This window comes from Stenotrophomonas sp. EMP41 (genome assembly GCF_047495535.1).
GTDB classification, from domain to species: domain Bacteria; phylum Pseudomonadota; class Gammaproteobacteria; order Xanthomonadales; family Xanthomonadaceae; genus Stenotrophomonas; species Stenotrophomonas sepilia.
Genome location: NZ_CP179923.1, coordinates 3,672,298 through 3,693,522 on the forward strand (window position 1 = coordinate 3,672,298; position 21,225 = coordinate 3,693,522).

19 protein-coding genes are annotated in these 21,225 nt (G+C 62.3%); 11 read left to right on the forward strand and 8 right to left on the reverse strand.

Annotated features, from left to right (window positions below):
* Positions 1-136: 136 nt before the first annotated feature.
* The 3 genes from ACMGRF_RS16875 (at position 137) to ACMGRF_RS16885 (ending at position 2,461) form a co-directional block, all read left to right on the forward strand.
* Complete coding sequence (locus tag ACMGRF_RS16875; protein WP_005419954.1) at positions 137-631, forward strand: lipocalin family protein; 495 nt, start codon at positions 137-139, stop codon at positions 629-631.
* 12 nt (positions 632-643) lie between these two features.
* A complete protein-coding gene (locus ACMGRF_RS16880; RefSeq protein ID WP_414485397.1) occupies positions 644-1,852 on the forward strand; it encodes an NAD(P)/FAD-dependent oxidoreductase in 1,209 nt (402 codons plus the stop codon).
* A gap of 126 nt (positions 1,853-1,978) precedes the next feature.
* The gene (locus tag ACMGRF_RS16885) at positions 1,979-2,461 is read left to right on the forward strand and encodes a hypothetical protein (RefSeq protein WP_049415125.1); all 483 of its coding nucleotides are present in this window, start codon (positions 1,979-1,981) and stop codon (positions 2,459-2,461) included.
* 83 nt (positions 2,462-2,544) lie between these two features.
* On the opposite strand, the gene ACMGRF_RS16890 is transcribed toward ACMGRF_RS16885, so the two are convergent.
* Positions 2,545-2,979: a PepSY domain-containing protein gene (locus tag ACMGRF_RS16890; protein WP_414485398.1), complete on the reverse strand. Its 435-nt coding sequence runs from the start codon at positions 2,977-2,979 to the stop codon at positions 2,545-2,547.
* 150 nt (positions 2,980-3,129) lie between these two features.
* Between ACMGRF_RS16890 and ACMGRF_RS16895 the strand changes: the two genes are divergently transcribed.
* From ACMGRF_RS16895 to ACMGRF_RS16905, 3 genes are read left to right on the forward strand one after another with little or no spacing between them, the layout of a single operon-like run.
* Positions 3,130-3,420 carry a PepSY domain-containing protein gene (locus ACMGRF_RS16895; RefSeq protein WP_014038778.1) on the forward strand — a complete coding sequence of 97 codons (291 nt, stop codon included), beginning with the start codon at positions 3,130-3,132 and terminating at the stop codon, positions 3,418-3,420.
* Positions 3,420-4,079 carry a response regulator transcription factor gene (locus ACMGRF_RS16900; protein ID WP_164283181.1) on the forward strand — a complete coding sequence of 220 codons (660 nt, stop codon included), beginning with the start codon at positions 3,420-3,422 and terminating at the stop codon, positions 4,077-4,079. The genes ACMGRF_RS16895 and ACMGRF_RS16900 overlap by 1 nt, the downstream gene beginning before the upstream one ends.
* A complete protein-coding gene (locus ACMGRF_RS16905; RefSeq protein WP_099495326.1) occupies positions 4,076-5,395 on the forward strand; it encodes a sensor histidine kinase in 1,320 nt (439 codons plus the stop codon). Before ACMGRF_RS16900 ends, ACMGRF_RS16905 begins: the two co-directional genes overlap by 4 nt.
* Before the next feature lie 405 nt (positions 5,396-5,800).
* Here the strand turns inward: ACMGRF_RS16905 and ACMGRF_RS16910 are convergent, their stop codons facing one another.
* Both ACMGRF_RS16910 and speA read right to left on the reverse strand, forming a co-directional pair.
* The gene (locus ACMGRF_RS16910) at positions 5,801-6,121 is read right to left on the reverse strand and encodes a DUF6122 family protein (RefSeq protein ID WP_049439080.1); all 321 of its coding nucleotides are present in this window, start codon (positions 6,119-6,121) and stop codon (positions 5,801-5,803) included.
* Between the two features lie 37 nt (positions 6,122-6,158).
* Positions 6,159-8,048 carry an arginine decarboxylase gene (gene speA / locus ACMGRF_RS16915; RefSeq protein ID WP_414485399.1) on the reverse strand — a complete coding sequence of 630 codons (1,890 nt, stop codon included), beginning with the start codon at positions 8,046-8,048 and terminating at the stop codon, positions 6,159-6,161.
* Positions 8,049-8,239: 191 nt separating this feature from the next.
* Here speA and speE point away from each other — a divergent pair, with 191 nt between their 5' ends.
* Entirely contained in the window at positions 8,240-9,094 is an 855-nt protein-coding gene (gene speE / locus ACMGRF_RS16920) for a polyamine aminopropyltransferase (RefSeq protein ID WP_010482074.1), read from the forward strand.
* A gap of 122 nt (positions 9,095-9,216) precedes the next feature.
* Here speE and ACMGRF_RS16925 read toward each other — a convergent pair whose 3' ends face one another.
* Entirely contained in the window at positions 9,217-10,122 is a 906-nt protein-coding gene (locus ACMGRF_RS16925; protein ID WP_414485925.1) for an aspartyl/asparaginyl beta-hydroxylase domain-containing protein, read from the reverse strand.
* A 435-nt stretch (positions 10,123-10,557) separates the two neighbouring features.
* Between ACMGRF_RS16925 and ACMGRF_RS16930 the strand changes: the two genes are divergently transcribed.
* On the forward strand, positions 10,558-11,217 hold the full coding sequence (locus ACMGRF_RS16930; protein WP_049417050.1) for an RIO1 family regulatory kinase/ATPase: 660 nt from the start codon (positions 10,558-10,560) through the stop codon (positions 11,215-11,217).
* Between the two features lie 125 nt (positions 11,218-11,342).
* On the opposite strand, the gene ACMGRF_RS16935 is transcribed toward ACMGRF_RS16930, so the two are convergent.
* Positions 11,343-11,681 (reverse strand): P-II family nitrogen regulator, encoded by a 339-nt coding sequence (locus ACMGRF_RS16935; protein ID WP_005411374.1) that lies wholly within the window; start codon positions 11,679-11,681, stop codon positions 11,343-11,345.
* Positions 11,682-11,836: 155 nt separating this feature from the next.
* Between ACMGRF_RS16935 and ubiK the strand changes: the two genes are divergently transcribed.
* Together ubiK and arr are read left to right on the forward strand one after the other, a co-directional pair.
* Positions 11,837-12,088, forward strand: coding sequence for a ubiquinone biosynthesis accessory factor UbiK (ubiK, locus tag ACMGRF_RS16940; RefSeq protein ID WP_005411375.1), 252 nt, complete (start codon positions 11,837-11,839; stop codon positions 12,086-12,088).
* Between the two features lie 126 nt (positions 12,089-12,214).
* Positions 12,215-12,649: an NAD(+)--rifampin ADP-ribosyltransferase gene (arr, locus tag ACMGRF_RS16945; RefSeq protein ID WP_414485400.1), complete on the forward strand. Its 435-nt coding sequence runs from the start codon at positions 12,215-12,217 to the stop codon at positions 12,647-12,649.
* A 1,062-nt stretch (positions 12,650-13,711) separates the two neighbouring features.
* Here arr and ACMGRF_RS16950 read toward each other — a convergent pair.
* Together ACMGRF_RS16950 and ACMGRF_RS16955 are read right to left on the reverse strand one after the other, a co-directional pair.
* On the reverse strand, positions 13,712-15,304 hold the full coding sequence (locus tag ACMGRF_RS16950; protein ID WP_414485401.1) for a hypothetical protein: 1,593 nt from the start codon (positions 15,302-15,304) through the stop codon (positions 13,712-13,714).
* On the reverse strand, positions 15,297-20,258 hold the full coding sequence (locus tag ACMGRF_RS16955) for an AAA domain-containing protein (RefSeq protein ID WP_414485402.1): 4,962 nt from the start codon (positions 20,256-20,258) through the stop codon (positions 15,297-15,299). The genes ACMGRF_RS16950 and ACMGRF_RS16955 overlap by 8 nt, the downstream gene beginning before the upstream one ends.
* Between ACMGRF_RS16955 and ACMGRF_RS16960 the strand changes: the two genes are divergently transcribed.
* Positions 20,257-20,595, forward strand: coding sequence for a hypothetical protein (locus tag ACMGRF_RS16960; protein WP_414485403.1), 339 nt, complete (start codon positions 20,257-20,259; stop codon positions 20,593-20,595). The two genes, ACMGRF_RS16955 and ACMGRF_RS16960, sit on opposite strands and share 2 nt — an antisense overlap.
* 212 nt (positions 20,596-20,807) lie before the next feature.
* Here the strand turns inward: ACMGRF_RS16960 and ACMGRF_RS16965 are convergent, their stop codons facing one another.
* Positions 20,808-21,173, reverse strand: a complete 366-nt coding sequence (locus ACMGRF_RS16965) for a hypothetical protein (RefSeq protein ID WP_414485404.1) — start codon at positions 21,171-21,173, stop codon at positions 20,808-20,810.
* Positions 21,174-21,225: the final 52 nt, after the last annotated feature.

Below are 21,225 nucleotides of genomic sequence, written 5' to 3' on the forward strand. Positions count from 1 at the left end.
AGGATACCGCCATGCCGGTGACAACAGGCACGTCGCAGCAGCGACGGATCGTTCTGGACACGGCCATCGCCCCGGCTTCACCCGCCCATGGCGAGCCCATCGGCATCGTGGAGGCCCGCCCTTGCCACGATGACCGATGACCGAGCACCCGCCGCTGAAGACCGTCGCCGACCTCAAGCTGCCGCGCTACCTGGGCACCTGGTACGAGATCGCGCGCCTACCGATGCGCCACGAGCCGGAAGGCTGCACCGATGTGTCGGCGCACTACACCCTGCTCGATAACGGCAACGTCGGCGTCACCAACCGCTGCCGCATGGACGGCGAGATCGAAGAGGCTACCGGCGAGGCCTGCGCCGTCGACAACGACAGCGCGCGCCTGGAGGTCAGTTTCCTGCCCAAGGGCCTGCGCTGGCTGCCGTTCGCCAAGGGCGACTACTGGGTGATCCAGGTCGCCCCGGACTACAGCGTCTCGCTGGTCGGCAGCCCGGATCGCAAGTACCTGTGGCTGCTGGCGCGCGAGCCACGCCTGGACGCGACCGTGCAGGACCATTATCTGGCCGCGGCCCGCCTGCAGGGCTTCGATCTGTCCGAACTGATCCAGACCCCGCATACCGGCCACCCCACCGCCTGAGCACGACCACGCATGGACCTGAAAAGTGGCTACCCCTGGTGGGCAGTGCGCAACGGGCTGCTGCAGGCCTTTCCCCCGCTGGAGCAGGATCTGCGCTGCGACGTGCTGGTGGTCGGTGGCGGCATCACCGGTGCGCTGATCGCCGACGAACTGTCCCACCATGGCCACGAGGTGGCCGTGATCGAGCAGCGCGACATCGGCTGGGGCAGCACGGCCGCGAGCACCGCGCTGCTGCAGTACGAGATCGATACCCACCTGCTGGAACTGGCCCAGCGCTATGGCAAGGACTCTGCCGCCCTGGCCTATCTGGCCTGTGCCGACGCGATCGCGGCACTGGGTAAGGTGGCACGCGGGCTGAAGGACGTGGACTTCCGGCAAATGGACAGCCTGTACCTGGCCAGCCGCCATCGCGACGTGCCGCGCTTGATGGCCGAAGGTGCTGCGCGCCGTGGCATTGGGCTGGACGCCCGCTGGCTGGACCGCAAAGCGCTTCGCGAGCGTTTCGACGTGGATGTCGGCGGCGCCCTGCTGACCCGCCAGGCCGCCCGGGTCGATCCCTACTGTCTGACCTACGGCCTGCTCAAACGCGTGCGCCGCCGCGGCGGCCACGTGCATGACCGCACCGTGCTGCACACGCTCAAGCCTGGCGCGCAGGGCGTAACCGCGATGACCGAGGCCGGCGCCACGGTCCGTGCCCGCCATGTGGTCCTGGCCATGGGCTACGCCAACCAGCGCTGGCTGGAACAGCGGGTTTCGCGCAACCGCAGCAGCTACGCCTTCATCACCGACCCGATCGATGCAGACACGCTGGGCCGGCTGCAGCGCACGATGGTGTGGGAGAGCGCACGCCCGTACCTGTACCTGCGCGCCACCGGCGACCGCCGCCTGCTGGTGGGTGGGCTGGACGACGCCATCGATATCCCGGCGCGGCGCGACCGGCGCGTGCAGCGCAAGGCCGAAAAGCTGATGGATCAGCTCCTGCACTGGTTCCCGCGGCTGGACCCGGTGCCCGCCTTTTCCTGGGCCGGCACCTTCGCCGAAACCGCCGACGGCCTGCCCTTCTTCGGCCCGCACGCGCAGTGGGGGCCGCGGGTCCATTTCGCCATGGCCTACGGCGGCAACGGCATCACTTATTCGATGATCGGCGCCCAGCTGCTGCGGGCCCGGATCGAGCGGCGCAAGCATGCGCTGGAATCGCTGTTCGGGTTCGAACGGTTGTAGCGTGCAGCCAGGCATGGCCTGGCTCTACCGCAAGCGGGCGCCGACAGGCATCATTCAAGCAACCCCTGCTAGCGTCGGCCTGTACCGCCGCGTGTTGCGCGGCCACCTGTCCGCTGGAGCGCCGTCATGATCCGCCCCCTGACCCTGCTGCTGTGCCTGGCCCTGCCGGGAACCGTTCTGGCCCAGTCCGCCGCCGGCGCCACCGCGCCGCAGGCTGCCGGCCTGGACCTGACGCTGCCGCAGGCGCCGATGCGCTACCTCAACGACCCGGCCCTGCAGCAGGACCCGCCCGGCACCTATTACGGTGACAAGAGCGGCCCGCGCGTGCACGACGACGCCAGGATCGCCGACGTCACCGACGACAAGGTCAAGGTGTCCGGCAGCTTCACCACCGGCATCGGCTATTCGAAGAACGGCGGCAACAGCCACTACAACGCGGCCACGCTGAACCTGAGCAAGAACTACACGACCGATGAGGGCAAGACCCACGGGGTCAACCTCAACATCCATGTGAGCGAGGGCAAGGGCCCGGGCTTCTTCGGCCCGTATGGCGGCTACTACGGCCGTGGCCCGGGCTATTGGGACTACCCGCCGCCGTACGGCTGGTAAGCCAGCTCCTGTAGAGCCGAGCCCATGCTCGGCTACGGTTGGCCGCAAAGCCGAGCATGGGCTCGGCTCTACATGGGCCAACGTCAATCCAGCCAGCCATCGCGCTCGCTGTGCAGGATGCGGCCGTTGTAGCCGCTCAGGCGCACCTCCACCTTCTGGTTGCGGGCATTGCGGGCTTCCAGCGACCAGGTCGCCCCGTCGCGCTCCAGCGAATGAATCTCGCGCAGTCCGTGCGCCTGTGCCCGTGCCAGCACCTGTTCGGTGGTCAGCAGCGCGCGGTTGCTGTGCTCATCGAAAATCTCACCGGTCTTCGGGTCCACGTAGACCTCGCTGAAGCGGCCATCGGCGCGGCTCACGTCGGCCTCCCAGAGGCCGTCATCGCGTTCGATCTCGTGGATCTGGGTGTAACCGGCCTTGCGCAGGGTCTGTTCGACCTGGGCCATGCCCAGCGGCGCGGCCTGTACAGCCGGTGCGATGGCCAGCAGGGCAACAGTGGCGAGAGTGAGCGACTTCAACATGGGGTTCTCCTGTTCGTGTTCGTGGCCGGACCATCCCGGCAACGCCACGATGCATGCCTCGGTTAACAGCGCCTTAGCCGTGGCTGTTAGCCGGCTGTTAGTCATCCCCGCCACACTCGCGCCTGAACCCCTCTTTCTTTCTGCACCCGCATGCTCGCCACCCTGCCCCTGCTGCTGGCCCTGGCCAACGCCCCGATCGCCGCCGCGCCCGTCCAGGACCCGGCGCAGCAGGTCGCGCGTCGCGCCGTGCAGCAGGGCCGCTACGTGCCGCTGGAAAGCGTGGTGCGCGATGCACTCAAGCGCTACCCCGGCCAGCTGCTGGAAGTGGAGCTGGACGACGGCGTCTACGAAGTGGAGATCCTGCGCGGCGACGGCGTAGTAGTGGAGCTGGACTATGATGCGCGCAGCGGAAAGCTGCTGAAGACGGAGCTCGACGACTGATGCGCATCCTGTTGGCCGAAGACGATGCCGCGCTGGCACAGCGCCTGGTGCCCCTGCTGGAACAGGCCGGTTATGTGGTGGCGGTGGTCGCTGACGGCCGCGAGGCCGAAGAAATTGGCCAGATCGAAGACCTGCAGGCCGCCATCGTCGACCTCGGCCTGCCCGGGCTGGATGGCCTGAGCGTGATCGAGCGCTGGCGCAGCAATGGCCGCAGCTTTCCGGTGCTGGTGCTGACCGCACGCGGGCGCTGGCACGACAAGCTGGCCGGCTTCGACGCAGGCGCCGACGACTACCTGACAAAACCTTTCCAGGCCGACGAACTGGTGCTGCGGCTGCGCGCCCTGATCCGCCGCAGCCATGGCCACGCCAGCCCGCGCCTGCACTGCGGCCCGCTGCAGCTGGACGTCAACGCCGGCCGCTTCGAGCTGGATGGGCAGGCGCTGGCCCTCAGCCCGCAGGAGTTCCGCCTGCTCAGCTACTTCATCCATCACAGCGGACAGGTGATCGGCCGCGACCGGCTGGGCGAGCAGGTGTTCGACGGTGGCCACGACCCAGACTCCAACGCACTGGACGTACTGCTCGGACGCGTGCGCCGCAAGCTCGGCATCGACCTGATCCAGACCGTGCGCGGCCAGGGCTGGCGGCTGGCCGCGCCGTGAGCCGGCAACCATCGCTGCGACGGCGCCTGCTGCTGGCCGGCGGCGTCGGCCTGCTGCTGGTCTCGCTGCTGGCCAGCGCGCTGCTGGGCGAGCTGTTCAAGCGCAGCGCGCGCGACCGCCTCGACCATGAACTGCAGCAGGACATGCTGACCCTGCTGGCGCAGGCCGAAGTGGATGCGGACGGACAGCTGCGCCTGCGCCAGGAACCCAATGACGCACGCTTCCAGCGCGTGTTCTCCGGTGCCTACTGGCAGATCGCCGGTGCCGATGGCCGCGCGCTGCTGCAGTCGCGCTCGCTGTGGGATGAAACCCTGCCGGCGCCGGTTGCCGGGCCGGCCACCCGCAACCTGCCCGGGCCGCTGCAGCAATCCCTGCGCGCACGCGTGCAGCAGGTGCGCCTGCCACGCGCCAGCGAACCGTTCGTGGCCGTGGTTGCCACTGATCGCAGTGCGCTGGATGCGGATGTCGCCGCGTTCCGCAAGCGCACCGCCATCGCGCTGGGCGTGCTGGTCGCCGCCTGGCTGGCGGTGCTGGCCAGCCAGGTGCACTTCGGCCTGCGCCCACTGCATCGCCTCGGTGTGCAGCTGGAACAGGTACGGCGCGGCGATGCGCAGCGCATCGATACGCAGGGACTGGGCGCGGAGGTCGCACCGCTGGGTGAAGAACTCAACGCGCTGCTGGACCACCAGCAGCGTATGGTCGCGCGTGCGCGCACCAGCGCGCAGGATCTGGCGCACGCGCTGAAAACCCCGCTGAGCGTACTGGCCACCGAAGCCGACGGCGATGGCGCGGACTGGCGGGCCACCGTGCGCGAGCAGAGCGCGCGCATGCAGGCCAGTGTCGAGCGTTACCTGGCTGCAGGACTGGCTGCCGACCATCGCCAGCGCACCGACGTGGCGACCGTCGCACAGGCGATGTGCCGGCTGATGGCACGCGTGCACGACGAACGTGGCATCGCGTTCACGGCGGCAGGCATCGATCCGGCGCTGCAGTTCGCCGGCGCCAGTGCGGATCTGGAGGAGATGCTGGGCAACCTGCTGGACAACGCCGGGCGCTGGGCGCAACAGCAGGTCACTGTCGAAGCGGAAACCAGCGAAGGGCAGCTACGCATCGAAGTGCGCGACGATGGCCCCGGCCTGGCCGCAGACGCGCTGGAACGGGTCACCCAGCGTGGCGTGCGGCTGGATGAGCGCGAAGGCAGCAGTGGATTGGGACTGGCGATCGTGGGCGATATCGCCGCCAGCTATGGCGGGCGCCTGGCGCTGGAAAATGCGCAGCCCGGCCTGCGCGCAACGTTGTGGTTGCCGGTGGGGTGAAGCGACGGTGGGTAGTGCCGGCCGCTGGCCGGCAACCACGTGGTCACCGGGAACGCCCTGCGCAAGCCGGCCAGCGGCCGGCTCTACCGAGCGTCAATCCGACCGGTCGCCGTGCACCCGGTAGGTGTCAACATTGGCCAACCCAACGATGGGTAGTGCCGGCCGCTGGCCGGCAACCACGTGGTCGCCGGGAACGCCCTGCGGAAGCCGGCCAGCGGCCGGCTCTACCGAGCGTCAATCCGACCGGTCACCGTGCACCCGGTAGGCGTCGACATTGGCCAACCTCACGATGGGTAGTGCCGGCCGCTGGCCGGCAACCACGTGGTCGCCGGGAACGTCTTGCGCAAGCCGGCCAGCGGCCGGCTCTACCAAGCGCCAATCCGACCTTTCGCCGTGCATCAAGCATCAGCGGTGATGCATCCACCAGCAATCAATTGCGTCCAGCGCGATGTGGATGATCAGACCGATACCGAACAACCGCGTTTTCTTCGGCACGCACAGCCCGGCATAGACCGCGATGGCCGGTGCGGTGTGCAGCGGGTGGAACCCGATGCTGCAGCGGTTCGGTGCATAGATCGGATCGGCCAGCAGGTGGTCCAGGTCGATGATCCAACCCAGCAGCATCAACAACCACGCCGAGGCGAAGCGCTTGCGCCAGAACAGCCATGCCAGCAAGGCTGGCACGGCGGCATGCAGGAACAGGTGGAAGATCGCGCGCGCGCTCATCGGCAACGGTGACACCGGGCGGACCCGGTGCCGTCCATCACACCAGCGGTTCGTCGGACAGGTAGGTGTAACCGGTCAGGCCGGCTTCCAGCGCCTCCGACAGCTCCTGCGCGCGTTCCGGCGACAGCTGCGCTGCAGCCACGCGCTGCGCATAGGTCGCGCGCAGTTCGTCCAGGCGGTAACCCACGTAGTCCAGCATCACGTCGGTGGTGTCGCCACGGCGCTGCTGGGTAATGGCATAGCCATCGGCATCGGCCAGCACTTCCACCGCGTCGGTATCGCCGAACAGATTGTGGATGTCGCCCAGGATTTCCTGGTAGGCGCCGACCATGAAGAAGCCGATGCGGTAGCTCTCGCCCGGATTCATCTTGTGCAGCGGCAGCGAGCTGTCCAGGCTCTCGTTCTCGACATAGGTTTCCACCATGCCGTCCGAGTCGCAGGTCATGTCGGCGATGATGCCGCGGCGGTCCGGGGTTTCATCCAGGCGCTCGATCGGCACGATCGGGAACACCTGGTCGATCGCCCACACGTCCGGGATCGATTCGAACACGCTGAAGTTGACGAAGTACTTGTCGACCAGGCGCTCGTTCAGTTCGTCCAGCACCGGCCGATGGCTCTTCTCGTCGTAGCTCAGGCGCGCACGCACGCCGTGGGCGATGGCGTAGAACAGGTCGTCGATGCGCGCACGCTGCGGCAGGTCGATCTGGCCCAGCGCGTAGCTGGCCAGGCCTTCGGCATGGAAATGCTGCGCTTCCTGGAACAGCTCCACCGCCGGGCGCACGTCCAGCTCGTCGTGGATCTCGCGCAGGTGGCGGATTGCTGCCGGCTCGTCGTCGTGCTGGTCCGGCACGCGGCCTTCCTGCGCTTCTTCCACTTCCGACACATTGGCGATCAGCACCGCGTGGTGCGCGGTCATCGCGCGGCCGCACTCGGTGACGATGCGCGGCGGGGTCAGGCCGAACTCTTCGCAGGCATTGGCCAGCGGCTGCACGATGTTGCTGGCGTAGGAATGCAGGCCGTAGTTGATCGAGCAGAAGCTGCGCGAACGGGTGCCTTCGTAATCCACGCCCAGGCCACCACCCACGTCGACGTGGGTGATCTTCGCGCCCAGGCGCGACAGCTCCACGAAGTAGCGGGTGGCTTCGCGCATGCCGTTGGCGATGTCGCGCACGTTGGAGATCTGCGAGCCCATGTGGAAGTGCAGCAGGTTCAGGCAGTCGGCGTACTCGGTGTCACGCAGCGACTTCCACAGGTCCAGCAGCTGGCGCGGTGACAGGCCGAACTTGGCCTTGTCGCCACCGCTGTTCTGCCACTTGCCGGCGCCCAGCGAGGCCAGGCGCATGCGCACGCCCAGGCCCGGCTTCACGTCCAGCGCCTTGGACTCTTCCAGCACCAGCTTCAGCTCGGACGGCTTCTCGATGACGATGAAGGTCTGCAGGCCCAGCTTGCGGCCGATCAGGGCCAGGCGGATGTACTCGCGGTCCTTGTAGCCGTTGCAGACGATCAGCCCGCCCGGGCGCGACAGCGCCAGCACGGCCATCAGCTCGGGCTTGCTGCCCGCTTCCAGGCCGAAGCCCTCGCCGTGGTGGCTGGCCAGGGTGCCGGCCACGCCGCGGGTCTGGTTGACCTTGATCGGGTACACGGCGGTGTAGCCGCCGCTGTACTCCCAGTCTTGCTGGGCCTGGGCGAAGGCCGCCTGCAGCTTGCCCAGCCGCTGGCCGAGGATGTCCGGGAAGCGCACCAGCAGCGGCAGCTTGGCACCGGCCGCGCGCGCCGCGTCCACCACCTTGGGCAGCGATACCACCGGGCCGTCCGCCCCGGTCGGTCTCACCACCATGTGCCCGGCCTGATCCACGTCGAAGTAACCGTCCGCCCAATGCGGGATCGAGTAGGTCTTGCGGGCTTGGTCGAGGGACCAATCGGTCATTTCAGTCGGCCTTGTTGGCAATAAAAGGGGGGGCATGATAACGCCTATGTGCCCACAGGTTCGTTATCATGCGCGCCCGCGCCCGTGACAGGTTCCAACCTGAACGGGCCGATCCGTCCGGATGTGGCATCTGTGCCACGCGGCCCCGCCCGCCAGCCCGGCTCCACCCCTCCGAACAGGACTGTTTTCCCATGACTGACAGCAACAACTGGTACATCGAACACTTCGAGCGCACCGGCTCGGCCATCGGCTACCGCATCACCGGCAAGCTGGACGAGGTGCAGTCGCCGTTCCAGAAGATCGAGATCTTCCAGACCACCGACTGGGGCAACCTGATGACCATCGACGGGGCCATCATGCTGACCAGCAAGGACAACTTCTTCTACCACGAGATGATCAGCCACCCGGTGCTGTTCACCCACGCCGCGCCCAAGCGCGTGGTGATCATCGGTGGCGGCGACTGCGGCACCCTGCGCGAAGTGCTCAAGCACACCGGCGTGGAGAGCGTGACCCAGTGCGATATCGACGAGCAGGTCACGGTGATGGCGCGCAAGCACTTCCCGGAACTGTGCGACTCCAACGACGACGCCCGCGCCGAGCTGCTGTTCGACGACGGCGTGGCCTACATGGCCAACTGCCCGGCCGGCAGCGTGGACGTGGTGATCGTGGACTCGACCGACCCGGTCGGCCCGGGTGAGGGCCTGTTCAACAAGGCCTTCTACGAGAGCTGCTTCAAGGCCCTGAAGGACGATGGCATCCTGGTGCAGCAGTCCGAGTCGCCGCTGATGCAGCTGGAGCTGATCAACGAAATGCGCACCGAGATGGGCAAGGCTGGCTTCGGCTCGTTCAAGACCCTGCCGTTCCCGCAGCCGTGCTACCCCACCGGCTGGTGGAGCGTGACCATGGCGCGCAAGGGCGACAGCAGCTTCGACTTCCGCCAGGCCGACTCGGCCGCCAAGACCTTCAACACGCTGTACTACACCGCCGCGCTGCACACCGGCGTGCTGGTGACCCCGCCGTTCGTACAGGCGGCACTGAAAGGTTGATCCAAACAAAAACCCGCGCTGGCGACAGCGCGGTTTTTTGCTTTCTGTAGAGCCGAGCCATGCTCGGCTGCTGTTCGGACAGGTTGCGATAAATCAAGCCGAGCATAGGCTCGGCTCTACAGTCACAGCGCCCAGATACCGGCGATCACCGCCACCACCAGGCCCCACTTGATCACCTGGTAGGCCACCACGCTGCGCTCGCGCAGTGCCTTGGCCTTCAGGCGCACCTTGTAGACGCTGCCGAACGCCTTGTTGACGCCACCGGTCGGGTCACCCGGCAGGTTCGGCGAGGCACCGCCGGCCAGCAGCGTGGCCGCCACCGCACGATTGAACAGGCTCGGCAGGCCGAAGCGCAGCGGGCGGGCGATGTCGCAGAACAGGATCACGCGGTCATCGGGCGTCTCGTTGTGCGCGTGGTGGATGTAGGTCTCGTCGAACATCATCCACTCGCCATCGCGCCAGCTCTTCTTGATGCCGTCCACTTCGATGTAGCAGGCATCGTCGTTGGGTGTGCTCAGGCCCAGGTGCAGGCGCAGCGAGCCGGCGAACGGGTCGCGGTGCGGGCGCAGCTCACTGCCCGGCGGCAGCTGCGCGAACATCGCCGCACGCACATCCGGGATCGACTCGATCAGCGCCGTGGTCTTCGGGCACAGCGTCTTCGCCGACGGGTGCGACGGGCCGTACCACTTCAGGTAGAAGCGCTTCCAGCCACGACGGAAGAACGAATTGAAGCCGGCATCGTTGAACGTGCTGGAGGCAGCGATCTTCTGCGCGTCGCGCAGCGCCAGCGCCTCGTCGCGGATCATCTGCCAGTTCTGGCGCAGCGGCTCCAGCTGCGGGAACTCCTTGCCCGGGTCCAGGAACGGCGTGGTCGGCACCTTCGAGAACATGTACATGACCACGTTGATCGGGGCCATGAAACTGGAGTGGTCCAGCAGCTGGCGCGACCAGCGCGCGCGGACCTTGCCACGGAAGTGGATGTACAGCACGCAGGCCACGAACAGCGCTGCAATGACGATTTTGATGATCAAAGCACTTTCCTCCAGCCGCGGCCGGAACGGGAAACGGGGCGATGCACGGCCAGGCGGCCAGCACCGGTGGGGAACGCGGCAGGGGACGGGGACGTGCCGGAGGGGGCGGCCGCCGATGTCGCGGATTAACAGCTTATGGTCGGCAGGCCGTGCGCCGGGGTCAAGTTGCCCGTGCGCCGTGTTCATCCGGTTGCGAAGGAGGCGCAGGGCTGGGCGCGCAAGCTGTTGATGCTAAAGGCCAACCGGAATAAGTGAGACAGAATTGTCCGATTCTGCGCGACGAACTGTTCCAGCCACGACCCCGACATTTCTCCGACAAATCGTGGAATAGCGAACTGGCGAGTACTAAAATTAACGAAAACTTAGTAACTCCCTGTAACACCGGTTCGCTTGACGCATTGCGCCACCCACCGGGTCGTCCGAGACCCCGACATGCATCTTCCTGCCCTGCCATCCTCCTCCTGCGGCGATGACGCCGCATCCCCGCTGCTGCTCAAGCGCGGCGAGCGTTTCCTGGCCCCGGATGTCTACCGCACCTGCCTGGACGGGCGCGAGGCGGTCATCAAGGACTATTCCCGCTACCGCGGCACCCCCGTTTCGCTGATCGCGCGGCTGATGGTGCGCCGTGAAGCACGCATGCTGCAGCGCCTCGGCGGCTGGAAGCATGCCCCCGCACTGCTCGGCACCCTGGGCGGCCTGGCGCTGGGCATGGAGTTCATCCCCGGCCAGACGCTCAGCACCGCGCAGGCGGTGGGCAATGAAGTGTTCGAGCAGCTGCAGCACGCGCTCAGCCGTTTGCACGCCGCCGGCATCACCCACAACGACCTGCATGGCACCAACGTGGTGGTCAGCGGCGGCGTGCCGGTGCTGCTGGACTTCACCTCGGCCTGGCGCGCCCCGCGCTGGCTGCGCCGCAATCCACTGAGCCGGCAGATGCGCCGCAGCGACATGAAGAACCTGCTGAAGATGCGCCAGCGCGTGACCGGCCAGGCCCCGAGTGCCGCGCAGGCCGCGCTGGTGGCCGACCCGGGCTGGGTGGCCGCGGTGCGGCAGGGCTGGAAGCGGTTCTACAAGTGGGCGAAGCGCCGGTAGGGGGCGAGCTCGCTCGACCGCGTTACCGCTCTTTGTAGAGCCGAGCCCGCGCTCGGCTGCTGTTCCTGCATCGCGCGAAATGCAGCCGACCATCGGCTCGGCTCTACAACATCCCGCCGAACGGCTTACAACGCGTCCGCGTCCAACTCACCGGTACGGATACGCACCACGCTGCCCAGGTCGTACACGAACACCTTGCCGTCACCGATCTTGCCGGTGCCGGCGGCCTTCACGATGGCCTCAACCACCGCCTCCACCTGGTCATCGGTCACCGCCACTTCCAGCTTCACCTTCGGCAGGAAATCGACCACATACTCCGCGCCGCGGTACAGCTCGGTATGGCCCTTCTGGCGACCAAAGCCCTTCACTTCCGTCACCGTGATCCCGGTAACCCCACGCTCGGCCAGCGCTTCGCGCACGTCGTCGAGCTTGAACGGCTTGATCACCGCCATGACCATCTTCATCGTCTATCTCCTGTCTTCCGGCGTGGAGGATAGCGTCTGAACGCGGCCCGTGCGAAGCCGCTGCGGCCTGTCCGGGCAATGGGTGCCAGCAGTATCCTTGTGCCCGAATGGCCTGCCCGCGCCGGATGCACGGGCCCACCCCCACGGAGCACCCCATGATCGACCTGAACCAAATCGATGACCTCGCCCGTCGCCTCAGCGACCTGGTGCCGCCGGGCCTACGCGAGTCGCGCGAGGAACTGCAGGCCACCTTCAAGAGCGCGCTGCAGGCGGGGCTGGCCAAGCTCGACCTAGTCACCCGCGAGGAGTTCGAAGTGCAGCGCGCGGTGCTGCTGAAGACCCGCGAAAAGCTGGATGCGCTGGAAACCGCCGTGCGCGAGCTGGAAGGACGCGGCGCCGCAGAATGAAAAAAGGAGGCGCACCGCGCCTCCCGTTTACAGATTATTTCCCGGATAGGGCCTTGCAGCAGGGCCCACTGGGCGCCCTAGACTCGCCGGCCTGTCGATCCGGCAGGACACGCAGGGGCAGTGCCGATGGCGCAGGACACCGAATGGACACCCGTTTCGCATGACACCTGCGACCAGATCGCCGGGCCGTTCTATCACGGCACCCGCGCTGACCTCGCCGTGGGCGAGCTGCTGAGCGCGGGCTTCCGCTCCAATTATCGCGACAGTGTGGTGATGAACCACATCTACTTCACCACCATTGCCAAGGGCGCAGGGCTGGCTGCGGAGATGGCCCGCGGTGAAGGGCGACCGCGCGTGTATGTGGTCGAGCCGACCGGGCCGTTTGAGGACGACCCGAACGTGACCAACAAGAAGTTTCCCGGGAACCCGACGCGGTCGTATCGGAGTGCGCAGCCGTTGCGGATTGTGGGGGAGATTGTGGAGTGGGAGCTGTATGACGCGGAGTTCGTCCGGCAGTTGAAGGAATTTGTTGCTTCGGGGAGTGGGGAGATCATCAATTGATGACTTATTGGCGTTGGGCCGTGGGCTCTTCGTAATCGGCATCGTAGATGTCCAGCCCGAGCTCGATGCCGCGCCGGCCCAGGGCGAGCACGGGTGTCGCCACTACGGTGGTGGCGGCAGCGGTATGTATTGGTTCGAAGAAGGGCAGAACCACATGTGGCCGAACACCAAAGACAGCGACCTGACGAGAATGTACTTGGTGGACACGCTTGAGCCGGAGAGCCGATGGCTACCGCTGAGCCATTGAGACTGTTAGTGTGGATGTCCACTTCCGGCCACTGCGGACGTTCAGCTCTGAAATTAAGCCGACCCGCGAGGCGGCGGCGGCTTGAATGAACTGTCAGGCCTAAGCCTTGGAGCACCACGCGGGTTATTTAAGCGCGCGGGACCGACATTTCGTTCATGACAGAAATAATGAATGCTTCTCCTGCCTCACGGCTTGGCACTGCGCGAGCAGCCAGCACTTCGCCGCCTAGGTCAAATAGCACGGGCAAGTACGGAAAACCTTGAGCGGGCGGCTCATAAATAATACTTGCGCTCTCTGCCATCAACTATCTTTCCTTTCGGTCATGTTTAAACGACTGCATCTCGGCGCCACTTGGGCCTAACTGCCTAATAGACGGACCCGCGAGTCTGGTTATACGGCTTATCCAAAAAGCGAGGTGTGGTGGAACTTTCCCTCAATAAAGTTCGATCTTAGGGCGGCTGGGCACGGCTAACAAGCCGGCGTATAACCGGACCAAGCGGAGGGCTCAGTGACTATCGCAAGCTAGCTTCGATATTCGATAGAAGTTCAGATGTCCGCTTTGAGTCGAAAACGGAGAATAGCACCGGACCAAGCCCCGACGCAGTACTGATGCCTACTTCCGGCCAGGAGCGGACATAAGTGTGCTGCCGATCAATCAGCGCCACCTCTAACCAGATTATGGCTCAGAGAGGTTAGCTCAGAGAATATCGTCAACCATTACGCGCCGCTCTCATGGTGTTGGCCTCTCAAATGACGTGCGATTTGCTTTCCGTCACTGAAAGGCCAGTTGAAATCAAGAGATGAGTGAGCGCTCGTCAAGGTTCAAATTTTGGTCGCTTGACAACTATTTTTGGGTGCAGTTTCTCAACCGATACCACAGGTGTTGCGGCGCTTGTCCTAGCCGCGGCAGAGGGTTTCGGACGGGCTGCCTCACCAATTCCCAGCGCATTGAAATCAATCAGGCTCTGGACGTGCTGCGAATCAGTCGACCAAGAAATAGAAGTGCCAGTGGTTGGGGCAAGCCGCTGAGCGAGTAGCTTGGTAATTCTGTCCACTCGATCGGGCTCCGTGGTTGCGTAACCAATCGGAAGCGTCACCGCGCTCATCTTGCTCGGTTGAACGTGGTACTGCGCAACTGCTAGGCGCTCGGGCACCACGAGAAACTCAAATCTATCCGTCCGGATTCCGCCGGAGAACATCACGGCATGAGGCAACCTAGAGTGAAATTTCCGCTTAAGCCAACGCTCCTCTGAAGCGCCTTCACCCTTAAAACACGCAACCAGTCGCCCCCCATCTCTTCGATCAAGGGCCTTTTGGAATTTTGCGACAAATTCGACAAGCTCAGTGCTGTTCGCCGCCCAGAATGGGACATCTGCAGGCAACCAGTGTGCGATGCTGGATCGCCCCTCCTCATCGTCGTCCAATCGCAGCATGTTGATGAGTGTCGTTCGATTTCCGACGAGGTAAATCGGACCCAAGAGGCCCCTGGTCTGTTGTGACCCATAACCAGTCTTGTTCGCATCTCGGTCTCTTAGCCACTTAGGAAGGTCGAATTCGTCTTCTCGCACATACCTAGCGAGAACCTCGTCCTTAACCAACGCGCAAAAGTCTGAGAAGGACGCGGCCGCCTTGGGCAGGCTCTCGCTCGCGAGGTAGTCCGCCACCTTGGACTCAAGCTCAATCGAAAGTGGTCGCTTACGATTGTCTCCCAAGCGTTCCACAGCATCTCGGTGTACGTTCAAGTCGCCTGTGGCGCCCACATCCAGCGAAATCTCCATGTCTACCGGCACCTGCAGGGTGCGCATGGGTCGGCAGCGGGCCACCTTGTACAGGCGAGTCTTGAAGCTTTCCTTTGTGCGGCCCCAAGAGAACTCCAAGAACGCTCGAGACTGCTCGCTGAATGCCTCGGCTACGCGGTCGGGAGCGACTGACTTCGCTAGCTCCGGCATTGGCACCTCAGGTAGACCAAACCTCGAATTACTGTAGCCGCGGCGCGGAACGAGCTGGAGGGCCAGCAGGTCAAATACTGCGTTTTCCTCTCGGGTTTCGAAAGTTGTAAAGGTCGGAACCTCTCCTGTGGCAATCTGCTTCGCGCGAAGGATCGCCGATGGGTGAAGTACTCCGTCGGCCGCGACGTCCACCAGCCTGTTTCTTGTAAGGCTGCCAACCAAACCGTCCGTCTCCAGCTTCGACAGTCCAAAGTACGCTTGAAGCTCACCAGGGCTTGCGCTCTCCATCATCACGATCAATCTGCAAGCGAATTCCTCAATCGCCGGCAGGGGCCTTTCGGTGGTCCATGAACACTCCAACCGGTACTCTCTCGCCGGCAGTAGTACGGAAATGACATTTGCCAATCGCCGCTTGCCCAGCCCTTCGATCTCGCCGCCACCAACCTCTTCGTCAAGCATTTTCGTCCTCCTCATGGACAGCGCGTTGGAAGTCGAATTCGGGCAAATCCGTCACGATCGTATACCCCGGATGCCGCAATGCCGCCTTCTCTTCGATGAAGCTCAGCACGCGCCCCAACGGGTCTAGTTTGTTTCGCCTTCGCCACATCCGAGCTGCACCTACGATCGCAAGGCGCTCCTGCGCTCGGGAAAGCGAGACATTGATTCGCGATGGCTCCCACATGAAACCTTGCATCTCGCTGATATTGTCTCGAACAAGACTCAAGATGATGAATGGATTTTCTTGCCCCTGATAGCTATCGACTGTATCGATTCTGATCAGACTACGAATCGAGGCAGCCCACTCGGCCTTGCTTAGCTCTTTCTCGAGCAGTGCCTTTTGCGCGCTATACATTGTGATCACGCCAATTGGGTGGTGCGACGACTGAATGTTCTTGAGCAGTTCCGCCTTGTCTGGGGTGGCAAGACGCTGAAGGAGCCGAAGCACGAGGCGGACTTCGTGCGGATTTACGTATTTCCCTCGCTTACTTGGGTCGCTGTCGCCGGTTGCCTCCGGCCCTGCTCCACTATCGATCCAAGTAACCGGAGAGTTCCAAGGAAACGCAAGATGCTCGCACCAAGCCTGTGATTCGCCGCGGCCGGTCCTTAGCTGCACCCCGTCATCCTTATAGAAACAATCGGAAACCAAGTCACTAATTGGCTCGACCATTCGATACTGCGTATTGAGGGAAACTCCGCGAGTAACACGGAACGCGCGCTCAAAGTCGGTCTGCCGAAGTGATTCCGGCGATATTCCCAAGGCCTTGGAAGCAGCGCGGAGGTGGGATGACTCGTAGACCGGCGGCAACTGCCTGTGGTCACCCACCAACAATATCCTGCGCCCAGACTGAAGCGGGATCATTAACTCACTCGCTTGCGCGCGAGCAGCTTCGTCAACAATTACCCAATCGAAGTCGACATCGGCAACGCCGAGTTGCTTCTGCCCCATGCCAACCAAAGTTCCGCAGACCAGTTGCCTCGTCTGTACCAGGAATTGGTCGTAGTTGGCCTGGCCTGCGTGTAGAACTGAAAGCCATTCTTGGCTGAGTGAAAGCAAAATTTTTAAACGTGACAGAGCGATCGGATTATTGACACCATGGGCAGATGCAACCAGCGTGATGGTGCTCTCCCATAAATTCTCGGACTCTAGAAGGGACGCCGCCTCCTCTGGGAATCGATTTCGAACAATTTTGGAAGTGAGCTCTCGGACCTCGTCAAGCTGGGACTGTAGCTCAGGAACACGTTCGCGAAGATCAGCGCCTGCTTTATCCGACTTTGCCAGGTTCAATTCCGCTTCGTATGCAACAATTGACGAGATAAGCCCATCTAGGGTTCGGTGCAGAGAAGCCAACTCGGCCGAAAGCTGCGTCGGTATCCCAAGGCGCTCTGAAAAAACTGCGATACGATGCTCGTACTCGCGATGGAAAGAATGTCGCATTTGGCGCTGGACCGCTCGCGAGTGAGCATCCAACATTGGCGTGGCAAGCATTCGCTCTTGCCCCATTCGAACTACACTGAGCGGAAAGTTGTGCCTTTGACACATCGCTCGAGCCTTCGTAGCTACTGCATCAACAGCGGTGTGAGACTGCCCGACCAGCAGTACGTTTCTAACGCCGACCTCGCTAAATAGGTAATGAATGAACGCCCCAACGAACGTGGTCTTTCCGGTCCCTGGCGGCCCCTGAAGAACGCCAACGGGTCCCTGCTCAATCAGCTGTTGAAAGGCCTCGACCTGCCGTTCATTGAGACTTGTATCTTCATCATCGTACAGCTGTCTAACTCGATCTGCACTGGGTCGAGGAGCCATCGGGGAGATCGATGATGATGCGGTGGGGTCAAAGTATTTTAGGAGATCGGGAATTGCCGAGGCGTGCTCTAGCACGCGCTCCATTGCTTTGGATTTTCGGTCTCGGGAGGCTTTGCTCTGCAAGGATTCGAGTTTCAGGATCGTGCCAGGTATGACGCGCTTGCGAGCATCCATTCTGGTGACATCGATTACAAGCTCATCTTGGCTTGTTTGGAGTATGTCCAGAATTGCAAAATTGTTGCCGTCGTCCTTCAGACTAACGAGAACGCGATCATCCGAGCCGAAATCCATCGCGGCACCGTGCGCCGTCCGGTATGGAAACCGCATTTGGCCCACAGCGTTTTCTTGGATGGCACCGGTCACTTCGACTTCGAGGAGGCTCTCCTCTTCAGTGTTCATCAGAGTTCGCCAAATCTCTTCGACTTGGATATTCGCGCCCTCCGACCTCTCTGCCACCTCCGATATCGAGGGAGAAAATTTCGCTTCAAGTAGCGAGAGCACCGGATCCAACCCCAGAATTAGATCGAGGAGATCTTGAGTGCCTGGCCCGCGTTCGTTTGACTTGAGCAGCCCAATTGAGCGTTCAATGCTTGCGGAGGATCTGCTGCTGGCTGACACCAGCTCACTGAGCGGAATTGGAGTTACCAATCGGACATCCCGAAGCTGACGCTGCTCAGGATCAATCACAAACGTGATTGCGCCATTAAGCCCTGTTACGTAGCAGTCCAACAAGGCATCGTTGTGCTTATCCCATTTGAAATTGAAGTGGTAGCCGCCGCCATCGGACTCAAGCGTGAACTCCGAGCCTGCGAACTGAAGTCTGTTCCAAGGAACAATGATCGGTGCCGCCGCTTTAGTCGATTCCGATGCTTCCTCGATGAGTCGTCGAACCTCGAACTGCAGCGGAGATAGCGATACGGGCACGCCTTGCGGCTGGCTGCGACCGACTTCCAGCTCCTGCTTGAACTGCTCGTCGGATTCTTCGGCTAGGAGCTCTTCCACAAGCTTATAGACCGCAAAGCGATCGCGACCGAAGCCGTCGGTTGATGCCGGATTTGATGGACCATATTCGACATTGAAGGGTTGCGTCCTCTCCCCAAAGTCGAGAAAGTCGAGCAGAAGAACCCTTTCGGAGCCGGCCTCCCGCATATCCGGAGATTGCACAAGAAGATTTCCTGGGTGAATATCCCCGTGGCTAAGCTGCTGGTCGTGCAATGCCGAAACAGCCTGAATAAGGGCCGCGGCGATCCGCCTGCGCGATGGAATGTCCGCCCCTGCGATAGCCTCCTGCCACTCCTTACCTGGCTCAATTCTGGTTACGACGAGGAGCCCGCCCGACTCCAGCAAGCCGAAGTCGACAAGGTGCGGGGTCGCGGTTTCACGCGACCTGACTTTTTCGGCCTTGGATCGGAATGCCGCGACACGCCGATTCAGCCCATGCGTGCCCGCGTTCGGGGCAACCTGCAGCCAGAGTTTGACCAGTACGGGCCCGTCGTCAAATGCGGATCTGTACCTGAGCACTTGTCCCGATCCAGGGTTCTCGCCGTGGCTTGGCGGGAAGTGCTGAAAAATCTGAAACTGGCCCCACCCGCGCTTTATGAAGTCGCCATCCGATATTTCGTTCCAAGTATTGATTGCCTCCTCTTTGCTCGCTGCCGCCGGCTTAACGCACTCGTTGAGAGCCGCCAACATCGCCGCAGCATTTTCAAAGCGATCAGCCGGTCCCCAGGAGAGGGCGCGCTGAAGCCAAGCGCTCAAGGCGCCCTCATATGGATCATGTTTCGGGGGGATCCATTGCCAGATACCCTGCTCGTCGCGTGGAAGATCTGACTCAGGGAACAGAATTCGATACGCAGCGGCGGCGAGCATGAATACGTCTTGCCTAAAGGCGTCGTAAATCTCCCCCTCTACGCTCATTGCCTCTTCCGGCAATCGAACATGCGAACCCTGCAGAAAGTCTCGAACTTCGCTAACCGTTCCACGCTCCGGAAAAAAAGCCGCTGCGAGGCCAGAGATGACTACGCTTCGCTGATCTGATGCGTGCCATAGGTTGTGAAGATCGATATCACGGTGCGCAACACCTAGGGCGTGTAATTCTGAAAATGGTACTAAGAGAGCTCTGACCAGGTCCAGGCGAGACTGGTGGTCGTGACCAGGCCCCAATTTGCTTAGGTGCTCATCCAGGCGGCTAAAGGTTCTCCTGAGCTCGTAAAGCTCCGTAAAATCGTCAGAAACGTCACTTGTGCTGAGTGGAACCAGCGGGCGGAGTAGATATTCCTCCAGTCCTCTCTCACGGGATTTTGCGAGCGCGAACACTCGATTTTCGCGAAGAGCGACTTTTGCCCATTGTTCTTGTGTCGCGTTGCCGACGCCGAGCGACGACATGTTCCAACGCCTCATCAAGGCCAGATCATTGGCAATTTCCTGATGATGGCCTTTGAATTCCGCGAACAAACCGAGCTTGTGCCGATACCAAGGGGTTGGTTCAGCCGTATAGCTGTGATGGGAGAATTCCTTCGGCCTGATTCGGTTTCCGGTGAAGAACTGTTCGAAGATTGGCCGACAAGTCGCGCTATTTGGGCGTGGCTTCCCTCGACGATCAAACAGGTCCACGTAATTCTGTGGCGCCTCAGAAACAATCGATGCGTAATCGTTCGCCCCAGTTACTTTGATAAACTCATCAAGCGTATGAACGAATCGACGTTCTGTTGTAGAAAGATTTTCTGGACCGGCAGTCCCACACATCACAACATGGGCTTCGACTCTGGGCGCATAGCCGAGCTTGTGTTGAAGCTCCCTTCCTAGAAGCTTGCTAATCCGAATCGCGTGGACACGCTTGATCTCATAGGGACTTTTCCCTTTTGAATAGCCGTTGAGGTACCAGCGGCCATCACCGCTCTCAAGCTTCCCAGTCCATTCCTTGAGCTCCACAAGCAATAGACGGTCATGCGTGATGATCATTGTGTCCACGTCCATGGAGCCCTCGTCATCAACAACGAGCAAACTGGCGTAGCCAAACCAACTTTGTCTCAACGACTCCTGCATCCGCTTGACCGCTCGAACTTCGCTAGCGTGCAGTCCGTTGCCCCCAAGAATCCTTATGTCCATGAGTCCCCTCATTCATACGACAGCCCTGGCCCAGAGGTGGCCATTAAGTAATTATATGCCAACGAAGACGCCGCGCGATCTTGCCGGACACCGCATCATCAACATCCGGCTCCCGACCTATAGTCGCATCTGCGTGTGGGATTTCGAGCGAGCCGGGCTAGAACAGAACGTGCGCGTCAAGGGGCAGGTCATTTTCAACGCTAGCCACCATATCATCGCGACCACGCTGAATGGTCTAGATGTCGCCTTCCTGCCCGAGGACGAGTTCGCGCCTCATATCGAATCGACTGAGCGGGTGCGAATGCCAGCACGCTGGTGTCCGTCGTTTTGTAGATAACACTTCCAGCCGGAGAAGGCTATCGCCTGCACTCCGCTGGGTCGTCGATGCGCTGCGCGTTTAAGCCCGCTTCGGATCGAAAGCGGAGAATAGCACCCCGGACCAGGCGCCGACGCAGTGCTGATGTCCGCTTTCGGCCAAGAGCGGACTCTCGCAATGCCTCGAACCGGCCCACGAATCTGCGTGGTATAGAACGAATATCGGGCCGAACCCTACTTGAACATCTCCAACAGATCCTCGTCTTCATGCCGCTGCTCCCACGTGGAGAGAAAACAAAAGCTCACACCACTTCGCATGGCAGCCTCCTGAAACCCGGCCAGTTCTTCCTTGGTGACCGGGTACTCAGCCGGATCAAAGTGCAGAATCCCCCACGGCTTGACGAGAGAGAACCCAGGCATGAGTTCCGAGAAGATCGCCTTGAGCAGGGGCCGGATATTCGAAAAGTCCTTGATCGGACCCGCGCAATTGCCAAGAGCATGACACTGGCGACGGATGGTCCTGTCTCCACCGACCAAGCGCGCAATAAAATGGTCCTGGCGCACTTGGACGTAGATCAGCTGGCGGCGAAAAATTCTCATCTTGCTCTCAACTCCGCACGCTCAATCATCGCCCAAGTGCAGCATACCCTTC

Bases quoted from the DNA above. Each gene is read 5' to 3' on its own strand.
- ACMGRF_RS16875 (WP_005419954.1), top strand. From the start codon at position 137: ATGACCGAGCACCCGCCGCTGAAGACCGTCGCCGACCTCAAGCTGCCG.
- ACMGRF_RS16880 (WP_414485397.1), top strand. From the start codon at position 644: ATGGACCTGAAAAGTGGCTACCCCTGGTGGGCAGTGCGCAACGGGCTG.
- ACMGRF_RS16885 (WP_049415125.1), top strand. From the start codon at position 1,979: ATGATCCGCCCCCTGACCCTGCTGCTGTGCCTGGCCCTGCCGGGAACC.
- ACMGRF_RS16890 (WP_414485398.1), bottom strand. From the start codon at position 2,979: ATGTTGAAGTCGCTCACTCTCGCCACTGTTGCCCTGCTGGCCATCGCA.
- ACMGRF_RS16895 (WP_014038778.1), top strand. From the start codon at position 3,130: ATGCTCGCCACCCTGCCCCTGCTGCTGGCCCTGGCCAACGCCCCGATC.
- ACMGRF_RS16900 (WP_164283181.1), top strand. From the start codon at position 3,420: ATGCGCATCCTGTTGGCCGAAGACGATGCCGCGCTGGCACAGCGCCTG.
- ACMGRF_RS16910 (WP_049439080.1), bottom strand. From the start codon at position 6,121: ATGAGCGCGCGCGCGATCTTCCACCTGTTCCTGCATGCCGCCGTGCCA.
- speA (WP_414485399.1), bottom strand. From the start codon at position 8,048: ATGACCGATTGGTCCCTCGACCAAGCCCGCAAGACCTACTCGATCCCG.
- speE (WP_010482074.1), top strand. From the start codon at position 8,240: ATGACTGACAGCAACAACTGGTACATCGAACACTTCGAGCGCACCGGC.
- ACMGRF_RS16930 (WP_049417050.1), top strand. From the start codon at position 10,558: ATGCATCTTCCTGCCCTGCCATCCTCCTCCTGCGGCGATGACGCCGCA.
- ACMGRF_RS16935 (WP_005411374.1), bottom strand. From the start codon at position 11,681: ATGAAGATGGTCATGGCGGTGATCAAGCCGTTCAAGCTCGACGACGTG.
- ubiK (WP_005411375.1), top strand. From the start codon at position 11,837: ATGATCGACCTGAACCAAATCGATGACCTCGCCCGTCGCCTCAGCGAC.
- arr (WP_414485400.1), top strand. From the start codon at position 12,215: ATGGCGCAGGACACCGAATGGACACCCGTTTCGCATGACACCTGCGAC.
- ACMGRF_RS16950 (WP_414485401.1), bottom strand. From the start codon at position 15,304: ATGCTTGACGAAGAGGTTGGTGGCGGCGAGATCGAAGGGCTGGGCAAG.
- ACMGRF_RS16960 (WP_414485403.1), top strand. From the start codon at position 20,257: ATGAGTCCCCTCATTCATACGACAGCCCTGGCCCAGAGGTGGCCATTA.
- ACMGRF_RS16955 (WP_414485402.1), bottom strand. From the start codon at position 20,258: ATGGACATAAGGATTCTTGGGGGCAACGGACTGCACGCTAGCGAAGTT.
- ACMGRF_RS16965 (WP_414485404.1), bottom strand. From the start codon at position 21,173: ATGAGAATTTTTCGCCGCCAGCTGATCTACGTCCAAGTGCGCCAGGAC.